This window comes from Leucobacter aridicollis, from assembly GCF_024399335.1.
Classification (GTDB): Bacteria; Actinomycetota; Actinomycetes; order Actinomycetales; family Microbacteriaceae; genus Leucobacter; species Leucobacter aridicollis_A.
The window spans coordinates 2,141,284-2,156,755 of record NZ_CP075339.1; the positions used below are offsets into that span (position 1 = coordinate 2,141,284).

Sequence of the window (15,472 nt, forward strand, 5' to 3'; positions counted from 1 at the left end):
AGGAAGACACCATGTCACAGTACGTAGTCGCAATCGATCAGGGAACTACCTCGACTCGCGCGATCATCTTCGACAAGGCGGGGTCGATCATCTCCGTCGGGCAGAAGGAACACGAGCAGATCATGCCGCAGGCAGGCTGGGTCGAACACGACGCCGCCGAGATCTGGCAGAACACCCAGGAAGTCATCGGCATCGCGCTTGGCCGCGCCGACCTCACCCGGCACGACATTGCGTCAATCGGCATTACGAATCAGCGCGAGACGACTGTCGTGTGGAACAGGCACACAGGCGAGCCCGTCTACAACGCGATTGTTTGGCAGGACACGCGCACGCAAGACATCGTCGACCGCCTCGCGGCAGACGGTGGAACCGATAGGTTCAAGGACGTCGTTGGCCTCCCCCTCGCGACCTACTTCTCGGGCACGAAGATCGCGTGGATCCTCGAGAACGTCGAGGGCGCCCGCGAGGCGGCGGACGCAGGCGACCTGCTCTTCGGCACGACAGACTGCTGGGTCCTTTGGAACCTCACCGGCGGGCCCGAGGGTGGCGTGCACGCAACTGACGTCACGAACGCCTCGCGCACCCTGTTCATGGACCTCGCAACGCTCGAGTGGCGCGAGGACATCCTCGACGCGTTCGGCGTTCCGAAGTCGATGATGCCTGCAATCAAGTCATCCTCTGAGGTGTACGGCGTTGCCGAAGACTCGTCGCTGCTGCGCGAGACCCCCATCTCGGGCATCCTCGGCGACCAGCAGGCGGCAACCTTCGGCCAAGCCGCATTCGAGGCCGGCGAGTCAAAGAACACCTACGGCACAGGCTGCTTCCTCATCTTCAACACCGGGGAAGACATCGTCCACTCGAAGAACGGCCTGCTAACCACCGTCGGCTACAAGCTCGGCGACCGCCCGACACACTACGCACTCGAGGGCTCGATCGCTGTCACCGGATCGCTCATCCAGTGGCTCCGCGACCAGCTCGGCATCATCGAGTCAGCTCCCGACGTCGAGGAACTGTCTGCGAGCGTCCCCGACAATGGGGGCGTCTACATCGTCCCCGCCTTCTCAGGGCTGTACGCCCCGTATTGGCGCCCTGACGCGCGCGGCGCGATCGTCGGACTCACCCGCTACGCGAACAAGGGCCACATCGCCCGTGCGGCGCTTGAGGCAGTCGCGTTCCAGACCCGCGATGTGCTCGACGCGGTGAACGCCGACGCGGGCGTCGATCTCACCGAGCTGAAGGTCGACGGCGGCATGGTTGCGAACAACGCCCTCATGCAGTTCCAGGCCGACGTGCTCGGAGTGCCTGTCGTTCGCCCTGTCGTCGCTGAGACGACTGCGCTCGGCGCCGCATACGCTGCGGGGCTTGCAGTCGGGTTCTGGAGCGGCCTCGGCGAGCTCTCGGCAAACTGGCAGGAGGATCGCCGGTGGGAGCCGTCAATGGATCAGGCTGAGCAGGAGCGCCAGCTGCGCCTCTGGCGCAAGGCTGTCACCAAGTCGATGGACTGGGTGGACGACGACGTGCGCTAGCACCAGTTACAGCGAACGGGCGGGGTGAGGATCATATGATCCTCACCCCGCCCGTTCGTGTATAGCGGCTAGGCCTGAGCCCGCTCGAGCACGAGCTCGCGGACGCGGGCAGCGTCAGCCTGGCCCTTCATCGCTTTCATGACGGACCCGATGATCGCGCCGGCGGCCTGCACCTTCCCGCCTCGAATCTTCTCGAGGACGTCGGGCTGCTCGGCAAGCGCAGCGTCGACAGCCTCGATCAGGGCGCCATCGTCAGAAACGATCGCAAGCCCGCGGGCATCGACGATCTCCTGCGCGGTCCCCTCGCCATCAATGATGCCAGCGAGCACCTGGCGCGCAAGCTTGTCGTTGAGCGTTCCAGAGTCGACGAGCGCGACGACCGAGGCGATCTGCTCGGGGGTGATGAGGTCTGCGGGCACGGCCGAGCGCTCGTTCGCGATACGCGCGATCTCGCCTGTCCACCACTTGCGCGCGGTCTGGGCAGGGACCCCGGCCGCGACAGTCGCCTCGATGTCGTTCACGAGGCCGCCGTTGACGACGTCGCGGAACTCGAGCGGCGAGAAGCCCCACTCGGCGCGCAGCCGGCGGCGTCGCAGCGTCGGGTGCTCAGGCTGCATGGCCCGCAGCTCCTCAACGAGCTCGCGCGACGGCGTGAGCGGTGAGAGATCTGGCTCTGGGAAGTACCGGTAGTCATCGGCATCGCTCTTTGGGCGGCCGGGCGAGGTCTCACCCGTGTCTTCGTGCCAGTGGCGGGTCTCCTGGGTGATCGCGGTGCCCTCGGAGAGCAGCTGCGCCTGACGCTGAATCTCGAACCTCACGGCGCGTTCGATCGAGCGCAACGAGTTCACGTTCTTCGTCTCAGTGCGAGTGCCGAGCACGCTCATGCCTGCATCCTCATTGCCGCGGGGACGAAGCGACACGTTCGCATCGCAGCGGATGTTGCCGCGCTCCATGCGCGCGTCCGAAATGCCGAGTGACACGACGATGTCGCGGATCGTCGACACGTATGCCGCCGCGATCTCAGGGGTGTCTGCTTCGCCGCCGAAGATCGGACGGGTCACGATCTCGACGAGCGGTACGCCTGCGCGGTTGTAGTCAACGAGAGAGTACTCGGCGCCCTGGATTCGCCCGGTCGAGCCACCGACGTGGTTGAGCTTGCCTGCGTCTTCCTCCATGTGGGCGCGCTCGATCGGCACGTGGATCACGCGGCCCGACTCGAGCCCAATCTCGACCGAGCCGTCGTGCGCGATCGGATCGTCGTACTGCGAGATCTGGTAGTTCTTGCCCATGTCGGGGTAGAAGTAGTTCTTGCGCGCGAACCCTGACACCTCGGCGATTTCACAGCCGAGCGCAAGCCCCAGGCGAATCGAGTACTTGACTGCTTCCTCGTTCACGACGGGCAGCGAGCCCGGGAGGCCGAGGCAGACAGGTGCGAGGTTCGTGTTCGGCTCTGAGCCGAACACGTTCGGTGCAGACGAGAACATCTTCGTCTTGGTGTTGAGCTCGACGTGTACCTCGAGACCGATAACCGGTTCGAAGAGTTCGAGCGCCTTGTCGAAGTCCATGAGTTTTGTCTTCGCCATTACGCTGCTGCCTTTCCGGTCGATGCTGCCGCAAGGGAGGGTGCCTGCGCCCAGAAGGGCTTGCCGTCGCGGGCGGTGATGAGGCCCTCGATCGCAGACGCCGCGCGGTACAGGCGCGCGTCTTCAAATGCTGGCGCCATGAGCTGCAGGCCGACTGGCAGCCCGTCCTCACTCGCGGTACCAATCGGCAGGCTGAGCCCCGGGATGCCGGCAAGGTTCGCCGGGATCGTGGTCGCGTCGTTCAGGTAGTCCTGCATGGGGTCTTCGTTCACGTGGCCGATGTTCCAGGCAGTCGTCGGCGCCGTCGGCGAGGCGATGACGTCGACCTTGTCAAAGGCCGCTGCGAAGTCGCGCTGGATGAGCGTGCGAACCTTCTGCGCACTGCCGTAGTAGGCATCGTAGTATCCAGCCGAAAGCGCGTACGTGCCGAGGATGATGCGGCGCTTTACCTCGGGCCCGAAGCCTGCACCGCGTGTCGCGCTCATGACGCCCTCGATCGTTCCGCCGCCTTCTGGCTCGACCCGGAGACCGAAGCGCACGGAATCGTACTTTGCGAGGTTTGACGACGCTTCAGAGGGCAGGATCAGGTAGTAAGCGGCAACTGCGTACTCGAAGTGCGGCGCGTCGATCTCGACGACCTCTGCACCCTGAGCGGTGAGCAGCGCGACCGTCTCGTCGAAGCGTGCCTTCACACCAGCCTGCATCCCGGGGAGGGAGAGCTGCTTCACGACGCCGACGCGGAGTCCCTTGAGTGAGGCAGGATCGACACCGTCACGTGCCGCCGCGGCCATCGACGGCCACGCATGGTTCAGGGAGGTCGCGTCGTGCCGGTCATGCCCCGCAACGACGTCGTGCAGCAGCGCCGTGTCGAGCACGGTTCGCGCGCACGGCCCGACCTGATCAAGCGAGGAAGCAAGCGCGATCGCGCCGTAGCGGCTCACACCGCCATAGGTCGGCTTTGCGCCGACCGTGCCGGTGAGGGCGGCCGGCTGACGGATCGAGCCACCGGTGTCGCTGCCGAGCGCGAGCGGCGCCTCGAACGCGCTGACGGCAGCAGCGGAACCGCCGCCCGAACCGCCAGGAACGCGGTCGAGCGCCCACGGGTTGAACGTCGGGCCGTAGGCCGAGTTCTCAGTAGCGGAGCCCATGGCGAACTCGTCCATGTTTGTCTTGCCGATGTTGATGAGTCCCGCGGCGCGCGCCTTCGCGACGACAGTCGCGTCGAACGGCGAACGGTAGCCCTCAAGAATCTTCGAGCCAGAGGTAGACGGCATATCGGTCGTGACGAGCACGTCCTTGATCGCGAGCGGGACACCCGCGAGTTCTCCGAGTTCTTCGCCAGCGGCGCGACGCTCGTCAACTGCGCGCGCAGCGGCGAGTGATGCCTCGCTGTCTGTTGCGAGGAACGCGTGGATGTCGCCGTCGACAGCGGCGATCCTGTCGAGGTGAGCTTGGGTTGCTTCAACCGCCGAGACTTCGCCGGCGACGAGCTGTGCAGAGAGCTCTGCAGCGGTCAACGTAGTGATCTCGCTCATTACTGTTCCTCCCCCAAGATCGACGAAACGCGGAACATGCCGTCTGCGGTAGCAGGCGCGTTCGAAAGCGCCTGCTCGCGGGTGAGCACGTCGGAGACCTCGTCGACGCGGGTGACGTTGCTCAGCGGGATCGGGTGGCTCGTCGCGGGCACGTCTTCAGTCGCGACCTCGCTCACCTTGGCGATGTTCGCGAGGATCGAATCGAGCTCAGAAGTGAGCCCCTCGACCTCGGCGTCGGTTAGCGCGATGCGGGCGAGGCCGGCGAGGTGTTTCACGGTGTCAGCCGTGATCTCGGTGCCGGGCGCGGCGCTACTGGCCGCAGAAGTTTCAGGCATGCTGCTCCATCATAGATTGGGAGTTGATCTCAACCTGTCCAGTCTAGCGAGCGGCAGCTCGTCTGGCAGCCACGTTCGGAGCCGTGCACCACGAGTCGAGCACGTGGTGTCGGGGGCGAGGCTCGTCCGAGCCTGGTTCGGCCGCTGCCGCTAGGCTGCGGCGAACTCTTCGTTCACGAGCCCACTGGCAGCCATGGTTGCCTGCGGGTCGAACCTGAGTTCGGGCCCCTCCGAGAGGTCGACTTTGTCGAGCTTTACCCAGACCACGTTTGGACTGCTCGTCGACTCGAAGAAGAACCGGCTCGCGGTCATGTCGGCGACAGTGCGCCAGCGCGTCGTTGACACGTTCGGTCGCACAGGATCGGCAGTGCCAAACGGCGCTGATGCGTTTCGGATGACGCTGAACACGTATGCGGAGGCCTCCCGCTCATCTTCGGTGTTCGGCAGCCTGGCCGAATAGAACGCTGCGCGAGCGAAGCGGTCTGGTGAGTCGGTACCACCCGGAAGTGGCTCATTCCCACCGAGGCCCGCGAACCGCCGCTCGAGTTCAAGCTGCTCGGCGTAGACCGGCGAGTTCGCCATGACAGTGTAGGCGCTACCGTGGTGCACGGTGGTCTCGCCGTCAATGAACTCGATGATGGCTGAGTCCCCGCTGCGATCTGCAAGCGCGATGTGGCCGGTGCCGGGCTTGCCGCCAATGTCGAGCGGAATGATCTGCACATTGCTCTCGGTGAGCCACGTCATTGCAGTCGCGACGTCAGCGAAGCGGTCGAGCATGGACTGTATCGCGTGGGCAAGAGCGAGACCAGGTCGCGACGTGTCACGCTCGCCATAGTCGGACTCTGCGAGGTAGAGCCCACTCACCTGAAAGCCTGCCTCGTTGAGGCCGTCAACCGCGATCTCGCCGTACATTAGGCAGACGACACTGCCGTACTCTGACGTCCACTCAAACGAACCGGGATCGCCCGGCGCGCTCTCGCGAGTCGCCCCTCGCGGACGGATAGCGAGTATCGTTCGAGTGTCCTCGAACCAATCCATGCTGCGCCCGACGAGCACGTTACCGGCGCCAGGTGTACCTGCCGAGGACCACAGAAAGCGTGTGCACATGGTCACACACTAGCGCTGGACTTCACTGGAGTGCCATCGATATTCCACAATCCCGAGCAACCGCGCCTGTGACTTGATACCAGGTGCACATCGACGACACCAATCGCGCTCATCAGGGCGTACATCGTTGTCGGGCCGACGAAACGAAATCCCCGCTTCTTCAATGCCTTTGCAAGCGCCTCTGATTCAGGTGACGTCGTTGGCACCTCGGCGTCGGTCTCGGGAACAGGCGAGAGCGCTGGGGTGTGGCTCCACACGAGTTCACTCAGCGATTCACCCGCCGCATTCAGCGCGAGCACGGCTTTGGCGTTTGAGATCGTTGCTTCGATCTTTGCCCGGTTGCGAATGATGCCCTCATCGGCGAGCAGACGCTCAATATCTGCGTCGGAGTACTCGGCGATCGTCGCGAGGTCAAAGCCCTGAAAGGCCGCCCGGAAGTTCTCGCGCTTGCGCAGGATAGTCAGCCAGGAAAGCCCTGACTGGAACGCTTCGAGCGTGAGCCGCTCAAAGACTCCCCGTTCGTCGCGCACGGGCATCCCCCACTCGGTGTCGTAGTACTCGGTGAGCACGGGGGCCTGCAACGCCCAGGCAGCGCGACTAGGTGCGGCCTCGGTGTCTGTCATGTGTGTTCCTCTCTGTTCGGGACGCGCCGTTGTTGGGTGCACCAAGCGTAACCGCGCTGGGGTGATCAATTCGGGCCAGGGTCAAATATGTGGATAACTCGCCTGGGCGACCGCCACATCGCTGCCGATTCCCCCCGGGATTTGCAAAAGACATGCCTCTCACGCGTGTACACGTCATACGAATCGCAGATCCCATGGCTTGGTGCGAAATGCCTGCGGCGCAGGAGGGCGGCGGCGCCGTGCCGGGTGAAGTGGGCGCGCGGAGCAACCAGACAGCCAGCCCACCAGCGCCAGCCAGCCAGCCCACCAGCCCAGCCCAGCCCCGACGCCAGAGCACGCGCGCATCTTCCCAGCCCGCGCGGTCAATGATTCAGCAGGCCAAGCCCCACCCAGAAATGCGGCTTCGACCTACTCCGCGGTCTCGGGCAGCCCCGCGGGGCCCTGGGTCACGAGGATTGCGAAGCCTGCCGCGTCGAGCACCGGAATGCCGAGCTCCTCCGCTTTTGCGAGCTTCGAACCGGCGCCGGGCCCAGCTGCGACATAGTCTGTCTTCTTCGAAACGCTCGAGGCTGCCTTGCCCCCCGCCTGGATGATTGCTTCTTTCGCACCATCTCGGGTGAACCCGTCGAGCGAACCGGTCGCCACAACAGTCAGCCCTGAGAGCACGCCCTCCGCGCTCTGAGCGGCGCCGGGACCAGCGTGGCCTGGCGTCGACCACTGCACGCCCGCGGCGGCCCATCGATCGACGATGTCAACATGCCAGTCGACCTCGAACCAGGCGAGCAGTGACTCTGCGATGATCCCACCGACACCGTCAACCTCAGCGAGTTCCTCGGCGGAGGCTGCGCGGATTGCGTCGAGCGAGCCGAACCAGTCCGCAAGGGCGCGAGCAGCGACAGGGCCAACATGGCGAATGTTCAGCGACACGATTAGGCGCCAGAGAGGTTTCGTCTTTGCGCGCTCGAGCTCGGCGAGGAATGTCTCGGCGTCTTTCGACGGCAGGGTACGGTCGAAGTCCTTACGAATCCCAGCGGCACGCCGTTCTGCGGGGGTCTTGTCTTCCCAGCCGGGCGGGTACGTACGTTCGACCCTTTGGAAGGGCCTGCGGCGACGCGGCTCCCCTGTCTCGTCTTCAAGAACGGGCTCGCCAGTCTCTGCGTCTCGCACGATCACGACGATCGGCACGAGCTCCTCAAGGGTGAGATCAAAGAGGCCGGCCTCGGTTTCGAGTGGCGGCTCGGCGGGAATCTCCGGCTGCGTGAGAGCAGCTGCGGTGATCTCCCCGAGTACTTCAACATCGAGCGCGCCGCGTGATCCGATGTGTTCGACTCTGCCTCGCACCTGAGCTGGGCAGGCGCGGGCGTTCGGGCACCGCAAGTCAATGTCGCCCTCTTTCATCGCCCGCAACGTGGTGCCGCACTCCGGGCACGCTGTCGGCATCTGCCATTCGACCTCGCTGCCGTCGCGGCGTTCAATGACGGCCCCGAGGATCTCTGGGATCACGTCGCCCGCTTTTCGCAGGATGACCGTGTCGCCGATCAGCACACCTTTCGCGCGCACGACATCCTGGTTGTGAAGTGTCGCCTGGCTGACTGTCGAGCCCGCGACTTTCACGGGCTCCATCACCGCGTACGGCGTGGCTCGGCCTGTGCGGCCGACCCCGACCCGGATGTCGAGCAACTTCGTGTGCACCTCTTCCGGCGGGTACTTGTACGCGATTGCCCACCGCGGCGCCCGGCTCGTCTCCCCGAGCTCTGCGTGGAGCGCGAACTCGTCAATCTTCACGACGATGCCGTCAATCTCGTGATCGATGTCGTGGCGATGCACGCCGCGGTCCTCAATGAATTCCGCGACTTCGTCGACTGTTTCAAAGACACGCGAGTGCGGAGAGACTGGCAGCCCCCAACCAGCAAGGAGCGCGTACGCGTCAGACTGGCTTTCGAACGAGGGGTGCGCCCAGGCACCGATTCCGTGTACGTACAGGGAAAGCCGCCCCAGTCGCTCGCGCATGAGGTCGAGTTCGGCCGCTGTTTTCTTGTCGGCACGTTGTCTGAGGCTACCCGCCGCGGTGTTCCGGGCGTTCGCAAACTCGGGGTAGCGGATCGTGATCCGGTCTTCAGCGACGCCGCGGGCCCGCTGCTCGTCGGCGAAGGCGGCCTGCAACTGGTGCTGTCGTTCATTCAGCCACTCGAAGTCTTCCCGACGCAGGAATACTTCGCCGCGGGCCTCGAAGAACTCGGGGATGCCCTCGCCCGAAAGGGTTCGCGGAATCGCGGGGATGAAATCAACGTTTTCGGTGATGTTCTCGCCTACCCGGCCGTCGCCGCGCGTCGTCGCGGTCTCGAGCACACCATCCCGATAAGCGAGGCTGATCGCGAGCCCGTCAATCTTCAGCTCGGAGAGCCAGCGTATTTCGCGGCCTGCAGCCGCTCGCGCCTTCCCTGCCCACTCGCGAAATTCCTCGAGAGAGAACACATTGTCAAGGCTCAGCAACCGCTCGGCATGCTCGTGCTCGGGGAACCCGGCAGACACGAGCGCCGCGCCGACCTCTTGCGTTGGGCTGTCTTGCCCGGCGAGCTCAGGAAACGCGCGTTCAATGGCCTCAAGCCGACGAAACAGCACGTCGTACTCCGCGTCGGACACGAGGCTCACGCCCTGCGAATGGTACGCGGTGCGGTATCGCTCAATGTCGGCGGTGAGAGCCTCGCTCTCGGCGCGCGCGGCTTCAAAATCGCTCGGGATGGCAGGTGATTCAGTCACGCATCCAGTCTACGATTCACCGCAGACATTCACCGGAGCAATCGCACGGGCGAGCCGTCACGGAGCGCCCGCGCGCATGCTCGTGGGAGCGCCGCTCAGGATCGACTACGCCGCGACGTGCTGCCGCGCCGATACCGCTCGATCGACAGTGAACTGGCCGAGCACCCGAGTGCCGCGGTACAGCACCGCAGTCTGACCAGGGGCAACGCCAGAGAGCGGCTCGGTCTGCTCAAGGTTGATGTCGACGACGACCTCGTGGGTCGCGTCTGCGCGGTGATGTTCCGTCCGCTCCTCTTCAGCGATCGGCACGACGCGAGCCCTCGCGGGCACCGGATCAGCGTGGGCGCGGATCTGCACGTCGCAGTCAAACGTCTCAGTGAGGTCGAGACCTGGGTCGCCGGCCCACGTGAAGCGCCCGCCTGCGATCCGAGAGATGTCGAGCATCTCCTTCGGACCAACAACGACCTGGTTGGAGACCGGGCGGATCGACAGCACGTACCGCGGGTTTCCATCCGCCGCAGGCGCCCCGAGCTGGAGCCCCCTGCGCTGGCCAATCGTGTAGCCGTGTGCGCCATCGTGGGTGCCGACAACCGCACCCGATTCGTCAAGGATCTCGCCGGGTTCACGCTTGAGGTGCTCCGACAGCCACCCGCGAGTGTCGCCGTCCGGAATGAAGCAGATGTCGTGACTGTCAGGCTTCTGCGCGATCTGGATGCCTCGGTCTGCGGCTTCCTCGCGGATGAGCGCCTTCGACGGCGTGTCCCCGAGCGGGAAGTAGCACTTCTCGAGCTGCGGTCCGGTGAGCACGCCGAGCACGTAGGACTGATCCTTCGCCCAGGCGCTCGCGCGGTGCAGCTCGGGCCCGTCAGCGCCCGTGATCAGGGTCGCGTAGTGCCCTGTCGCGACTGCGTCGAATCCGAGCGCGATCGCCTTGTCGAGCAGCGCAGCAAACTTGATCTTCTCGTTGCAGCGCATGCACGGGTTCGGGGTGCGCCCCGCCGCATACTCAGCAACGAAATCGTCGACGACGTCGGCCTTAAAGCGTTCGCTGAAGTCCCACACGTAAAACGGAATATCAAGCAGGTTTGCGACGCGACGCGCGTCCATCGCGTCCTCGATCGTGCAGCACCCGCGCGAGCCAGTGCGCAGCGTTCCGGGCATCCTGCTCAGCGCCAGGTGCACACCAACGACCTCGTGCCCGGCATCCACCGCGCGCGCAGCGGCGACGGCGGAGTCGACCCCACCACTCATAGCTGCCAAAATCTTCACCAGAGCAGCTTAATCGTTTCTCGCCGCGCTCGCAGGTCGGCTGGAGGATTCACCCAACGCGGGGTCAGCTCAGACCCGCGGCGCGAGCCCGTTCGAGCGCCGCGGGCAGCGCCTCGAGGAGCGCGTCAATCTCGGCCTCGGTACTCGCGGCACCAAGGGTGAACCTGAGGGCTCCCGCGGCATCCGTCTCCGGCAGTCCAATCGCGAGCAGCACGTGCGATGTTTCTGCCACGCCAGCTCGACACGCAGACCCGACGGACACTGAGATTCCGGCAGCATCGAGCAGGAACACGAGAGAGTCACCCTGGCAACCTGGGAAGGTGAAATGCGCGTTCCCTGGGAGGCGCTCTGCCACCCCCTGCGCGCCACGGTACACAGCCGTCGGGTCAGCCGCAACAATGCCCGTGACGAGCTTGTCGCGCAAGCCTACGAGGTGCGCGACGTGATCCGGATCCGGTACGTTGCCGCCTGCCTCAAGTACCTCGTCGAGCGCCGCCGCGAACCCCACCGCCCCCGCGACGTCCTGAGTGCCGGAGCGGCTTCGCTGCTGCGAGCCGCCATGAAATAGCGGCTCGAGCGTCGAGCGCCTACCGACGACGAGTGCACCAACACCAACCGGGCCACCGATCTTGTGCGCAGAGACACTGAGGAAATCGGCGCCTACCGCAGAAAAGTCAAGTGCAACCTGGCCGAGAGCGGCGACGGCATCAACGTGAACCGGGACACCAGCCTCGCTCGCAACCGCGCACAGGGCAGCGACGTCCTGCACCGTGCCAATCTCGTTGTTCGCCCACAGGAAGGAGATGAGCGCGACTCGTTCCGCGCCGACAGCGCCGAGCGCGTCCCGGAGGGTTGCAGGGGCAAGCTTGCCTGAGGGATCGAGTGGGAGCCAACGCAGCTCGGCTCCCTGCGTGTCGCGCAGCCATTCCGCAGCCTCGATCGTCGCGTGATGCTCGCCGTCAGCGACGAGGATCACCGGCCGTGAACCGCCGCGCTGCCTGGCCCAGTAGGCCCCCTTCAGCGCGAGGTTGATCGACTCGGTTCCGCCGCCCGTCAGCACGAGCTCGGCAGTGTCGCAGCCGACCGCGGCAGCGATCCGCTCACGCGCGCCCTCGAGCACCTCGAGCGCCCGCTGCCCGTGGCCGTGCGTCGAAGCAGGGTTGCCGACCTCCCGCAGGGCGCGGGTGTAGGCGTCGAGCACGCTGACGCTCATCGGCGACGTCGCGGCGTGGTCGAGGTAGGCCAGACCAGTCACCACGTCGCCTAGTACAGCAGGTTGGCGAGACGGCCCCGCGCTGCGATGACGCGCGGGTCAGCAACCCCAACGACCTCAAAAAGCTCGAGCAGGCGGCCGCGGATGAGCGTGCGCGCATCGTCGTCTGCAGAGGAGAAGAGGTCGAGCAGTCTGAGGAACGAATCCTCGATGTGTCCGCCAGAAAGGTCAAGATCTGCGACGAGCATCTGCGCGTCGAGATCCCCAGGCTTTGCAGCCGCCTCTGCACGGATGTCTTCAAGCGTGTGCCCCTGCAAACGCTGCAGCAGCTTCGACTGCGCGAGCGCGGCCTTCGCGTCGGAGTCGGCTGGTGACTTCTGTAGCACCGCTTCCCACTCGCGAACAGCGGTGTCGAAGTCCCCGCGCTCCGCGGCCTCGAACGCAGCGAGGTGCGCCTCGGGAACCTGCGGCTCGGCAGGTCCCTCAGGCTGCTCACCCTCACTATCTGGGGCGTTCACGCGTCCGGCAACGCCGTTCTCCTCGGCGAGCTGAATCAAACGCACAAAGAACTCACGAACTTCCTGCTCGGGCACTGGTCCCTGAAACAGCGGCACCGGCCGCTCGGCAATCATCGCGACAACTGTCGGGATCGACTGCGCCTGGAATGCTTGCGCGAGGCCGGGATTCGCGTCGACGTCAACGCGAGCGAGCAGCACGCGGCCGTCAAGCTCGCGGGTCACCTTCTCGAGGATCGGGCTCAGCGCCTTGCTCGGTTCGCTCCACTCGGCCCACAGGTCAAAGACAATCGGTACGACGGCCGAGAGCGGCGCGACCTGCCCAAAGGCTGCATCGGTGACGTCGAGCACGAGCGCTGGCACGTCGACGGTTTGCGCCCCGCCTGGCTGGGCAGGCCCGCCAGGTACGGGTGCCTGAGCAGCAGCCTGAGCTGCTCCACGCTGTGCGAGGTGGCTGAGGTCGACTCCCCCGGCGGGGATCCGCTGTGGCATTTCGCTGGCCATGAGTTACTTCCCTGCTCCCACAAGCTCACTCGTCACGCCGAGGAGCTTGATCTGTGATCCGTCTTCCTTGCTCGGGACAAAGAAGAGTAGCTGGTGTGCGACACGACGCACGATCTTGTCCTGCTGCCCCTTCAGCCCAGAGAGAGCGCTCACGGCGCCCTCGGCCTGCGGCTTGTAGCGGCCACCGTCAGAATCAACAACTTGCGACTCGATGACTGTCGTCGCGATAAGCGCACCGCCGGCGCCTGTCGAGAAGCTGACGATCGGTTCCTCCCCCTGAGCGACGCTCACGGAGTACTTCTGAGTCTTGTCCTCCGCGTCGGACTTCGCCTTCGCGTCGTCGACCCATGCCTTGCCGTAGTGGCCGAGCAGCGGATCATCCGTGAGGTCGAACGGGGCGGCCTCGGCAACTTCGGCTCCGCCCTGCAGAATGGCCGCGTATGCGGTTCCGACATCGGCAGGCTTCAATACGAGACTCTCGATGTCATCTGACAGCAGCGCAGTGCCTTCTTCCGCGGGGGCGGCCTTCGGCATATCGATACCGCCTCGAAGCGAGATCACCCTCGAAACCCTGAAGTCGGCCTGCGGCACACGCTGGGTAAGGATGAGCGCGAGCGACGGCGCGTCGGTCACGTTGCCGTCTGCGTCGGTGCCGGCCTCAGAGGCAACGGTGACGAACATCGTGCGCGGCCACACCTCGGTGCTCTGCACGAGCCTGTAGCCGAGCATCTCGTTGGTGATCGTCGCCGGAACCGAGCCGTAGTCGCTCACCTCGCTGCGGATCTTGTAGTTCGCGGTGCGCTGGGCAAGCGCGTCGCCCTTGAACCGTGCCGCAATATCGTCAGGGTTCAGGCTCGCGTCGCCCTTCTCCGCGGCGCTCGCGACCCTGTCGATAATCTTCTGCGTCTGGGCTTCAGAGACCGGAACCGGCGCAAGACCGTTCTGCTCAGGGGTGTCGCTCTCCGCGGTCGCCTCGGGCGTTGGCTGAAAATCCGGCCAGTAGTTGGCTGAACATCCAGACACCGCCAGCGCTGCGGTCAGTCCGAGCCCGGCAAGCAGCACCCGAGTTGAGGCATGGCGTCGTGTCCTATTCCGCATCAGCGTCCCCCTTCAGTGCAGCGTCGTCTCCCCCGACGCTGTCGCCGCCCGTCCCCGTGTCTGCAAGTTCGTCGGCAGCGGCCTCGTCCGAATCGCTCACGTCGGCAGCGGCCTCGTCCGAACCGCTCACGTCGGCAGCGGGCTCGTCCGTGTCACTCGCGTCTCCGTCGAGATCGTCGGCATCGACCACATCGGCATCGACCACGTCAGCGTCGACCACGTCAGCGTCGATCACGTCCTCCTCGACGGCATCGGAGACATCGGCAGGCTCGGCGTCCTCGTTTGGCGCCTGATCCTGATCCTGATCCTCCGCGATGACCTCTGCCGTCACGATCTCCTCTGAATCCGTTGCGACGCCACCAGCGTCGAGGCTCTCGGTAGCCACAGTCGCGGCGTCGGCAGTCTCGTCGGCGCCAGCACCGGCTGCAACTACACCCGCAGCAACACCAGCTGCAGCGCCGGCAGCAAGCTCAGGAGTGTTCTCGTTGCTCCCGCGGCGCGGCGCGGCCTCAACCTCGCCCTTACCGCGCTTGCCTGAACCCGTAAACACATTGCGGACTCCGAGCAGCGGGCCCGAACGGCCACGGCGAGGGCCAAGCGCGCGCTTGTCGCGGTCAAACGCAATGAGGTACAGCACCGCACCAATGATTGCAAAGAGGCCGCCGGCAGCGAGCAGCGGGCCGGCCCACGGGGTCGCGCGATCCTGAACCCACACGAGCGCCGTTCCCTTCGGAAGCGGTTCTGCGCCCGAGCCGGCGATAATAATCGACTGCTGTCCGCCTGGCTCGACAGCCATACGCGAGACGCCTTCCTCGCCCGAACGCTCCTGCAGCCACAGGTCGCTGCCGCGCGGGTCGATTGGAACAGCGTTGCCCTCATCATCGACTGCGAGTGCGTCACCAGTCGGCGCCTTGCCAGCAACCGGGCTGCTGACGATCGCCTTCGTGGCTGGATCAACGGTGAGTTCCACGTGGTCGAACGGCTCGAGCCAGGCGTCTGCATCCCGCGTATTCGCGAGCGCGGAGAAGGCAGCGCTGCCTCGCATGACGACGTTCGCCTGGCCTTCGACCTTCGCAAGCTCAGAAACATCGAGCACCGCGTATGGCGCGTCGGTCTCGGCGGTGATCGGGTAGACGATCTCGGAAGGGCCCGCAAGGAACGTACGTTGGCCTATTCCAAGCAGCAACAACACCCCCGAAATCGCCAACGCCACGATGGCTAGGACATATCTCACCGAGTTCCTCCAGAGGTCTGTTCGGTTGCCGCGCAGGTTCGCGGCATGTATCAACCGTATAACGGTACCCGAGCTTCCGGGGTGAGCGCTGGGCAGGTCGCAAATAATGCACCACACGTGTGAGCGACTATCATGGAGATATCCGCTTACAGCCGGGCAGCGCCGACGCA

Annotated in this window: 12 protein-coding genes; 1 reads left to right on the top strand and 11 read right to left on the bottom strand. The window is 65.2% G+C overall.

The features are described from left to right. Positions 1–11: 11 nt before the first annotated feature. Positions 12–1,526, top strand: coding sequence for a glycerol kinase GlpK (glpK, locus tag KI794_RS09635; RefSeq protein ID WP_119284108.1), 1,515 nt, complete (start codon positions 12–14; stop codon positions 1,524–1,526). Positions 1,527–1,594: 68 nt separating this feature from the next. Here the strand turns inward: glpK and gatB are convergent, their stop codons facing one another. The 11 genes from gatB to KI794_RS09690 form a co-directional block, all read right to left on the bottom strand. Next, complete coding sequence (gatB, locus tag KI794_RS09640; RefSeq protein ID WP_255807947.1) at positions 1,595–3,109, bottom strand: Asp-tRNA(Asn)/Glu-tRNA(Gln) amidotransferase subunit GatB; 1,515 nt, start codon at positions 3,107–3,109, stop codon at positions 1,595–1,597. Beyond that, positions 3,109–4,644: an Asp-tRNA(Asn)/Glu-tRNA(Gln) amidotransferase subunit GatA gene (gatA, locus tag KI794_RS09645; protein WP_255807948.1), complete on the bottom strand. Its 1,536-nt coding sequence runs from the start codon at positions 4,642–4,644 to the stop codon at positions 3,109–3,111. The genes gatB and gatA overlap by 1 nt, the downstream gene beginning before the upstream one ends. Beyond that, positions 4,644–4,979 (bottom strand): Asp-tRNA(Asn)/Glu-tRNA(Gln) amidotransferase subunit GatC, encoded by a 336-nt coding sequence (gene gatC / locus KI794_RS09650; protein ID WP_119284111.1) that lies wholly within the window; start codon positions 4,977–4,979, stop codon positions 4,644–4,646. The genes gatA and gatC overlap by 1 nt, the downstream gene beginning before the upstream one ends. A 150-nt stretch (positions 4,980–5,129) precedes the next feature. After that, positions 5,130–6,086, bottom strand: coding sequence for a linear amide C-N hydrolase (locus tag KI794_RS09655; protein WP_255807949.1), 957 nt, complete (start codon positions 6,084–6,086; stop codon positions 5,130–5,132). A 2-nt stretch (positions 6,087–6,088) separates the two neighbouring features. Further along, complete coding sequence (locus tag KI794_RS09660; protein ID WP_255807950.1) at positions 6,089–6,709, bottom strand: DNA-3-methyladenine glycosylase I; 621 nt, start codon at positions 6,707–6,709, stop codon at positions 6,089–6,091. A gap of 408 nt (positions 6,710–7,117) precedes the next feature. Then, positions 7,118–9,469: an NAD-dependent DNA ligase LigA gene (gene ligA, locus KI794_RS09665; protein WP_255807952.1), complete on the bottom strand. Its 2,352-nt coding sequence runs from the start codon at positions 9,467–9,469 to the stop codon at positions 7,118–7,120. A 105-nt stretch (positions 9,470–9,574) separates the two neighbouring features. Next, positions 9,575–10,738: a tRNA 2-thiouridine(34) synthase MnmA gene (gene mnmA, locus KI794_RS09670; protein ID WP_255807954.1), complete on the bottom strand. Its 1,164-nt coding sequence runs from the start codon at positions 10,736–10,738 to the stop codon at positions 9,575–9,577. A 64-nt stretch (positions 10,739–10,802) separates the two neighbouring features. Continuing rightward, the gene (locus KI794_RS09675) at positions 10,803–11,993 is read right to left on the bottom strand and encodes a cysteine desulfurase family protein (RefSeq protein WP_255807955.1); all 1,191 of its coding nucleotides are present in this window, start codon (positions 11,991–11,993) and stop codon (positions 10,803–10,805) included. Positions 11,994–12,001: 8 nt separating this feature from the next. Beyond that, entirely contained in the window at positions 12,002–12,970 is a 969-nt protein-coding gene (locus KI794_RS09680; RefSeq protein ID WP_119284116.1) for a tetratricopeptide repeat protein, read from the bottom strand. A 3-nt stretch (positions 12,971–12,973) separates the two neighbouring features. Next, positions 12,974–14,068: a hypothetical protein gene (locus KI794_RS09685; protein WP_162921267.1), complete on the bottom strand. Its 1,095-nt coding sequence runs from the start codon at positions 14,066–14,068 to the stop codon at positions 12,974–12,976. Next, entirely contained in the window at positions 14,058–15,302 is a 1,245-nt protein-coding gene (locus KI794_RS09690) for a hypothetical protein (RefSeq protein WP_255807956.1), read from the bottom strand. Before KI794_RS09690 ends, KI794_RS09685 begins: the two co-directional genes overlap by 11 nt. Positions 15,303–15,472 lie beyond the last annotated feature (170 nt).

Bases quoted from the DNA above. Each gene is read 5' to 3' on its own strand.
- gatC (WP_119284111.1), bottom strand. From the start codon at position 4,979: ATGCCTGAAACTTCTGCGGCCAGTAGCGCCGCGCCCGGCACCGAGATC.
- gatB (WP_255807947.1), bottom strand. From the start codon at position 3,109: ATGGCGAAGACAAAACTCATGGACTTCGACAAGGCGCTCGAACTCTTC.
- glpK (WP_119284108.1), top strand. From the start codon at position 12: ATGTCACAGTACGTAGTCGCAATCGATCAGGGAACTACCTCGACTCGC.
- KI794_RS09685 (WP_162921267.1), bottom strand. From the start codon at position 14,068: ATGCGGAATAGGACACGACGCCATGCCTCAACTCGGGTGCTGCTTGCC.
- KI794_RS09660 (WP_255807950.1), bottom strand. From the start codon at position 6,709: ATGACAGACACCGAGGCCGCACCTAGTCGCGCTGCCTGGGCGTTGCAG.
- KI794_RS09655 (WP_255807949.1), bottom strand. From the start codon at position 6,086: ATGTGCACACGCTTTCTGTGGTCCTCGGCAGGTACACCTGGCGCCGGT.
- KI794_RS09680 (WP_119284116.1), bottom strand. From the start codon at position 12,970: ATGGCCAGCGAAATGCCACAGCGGATCCCCGCCGGGGGAGTCGACCTC.
- gatA (WP_255807948.1), bottom strand. From the start codon at position 4,644: ATGAGCGAGATCACTACGTTGACCGCTGCAGAGCTCTCTGCACAGCTC.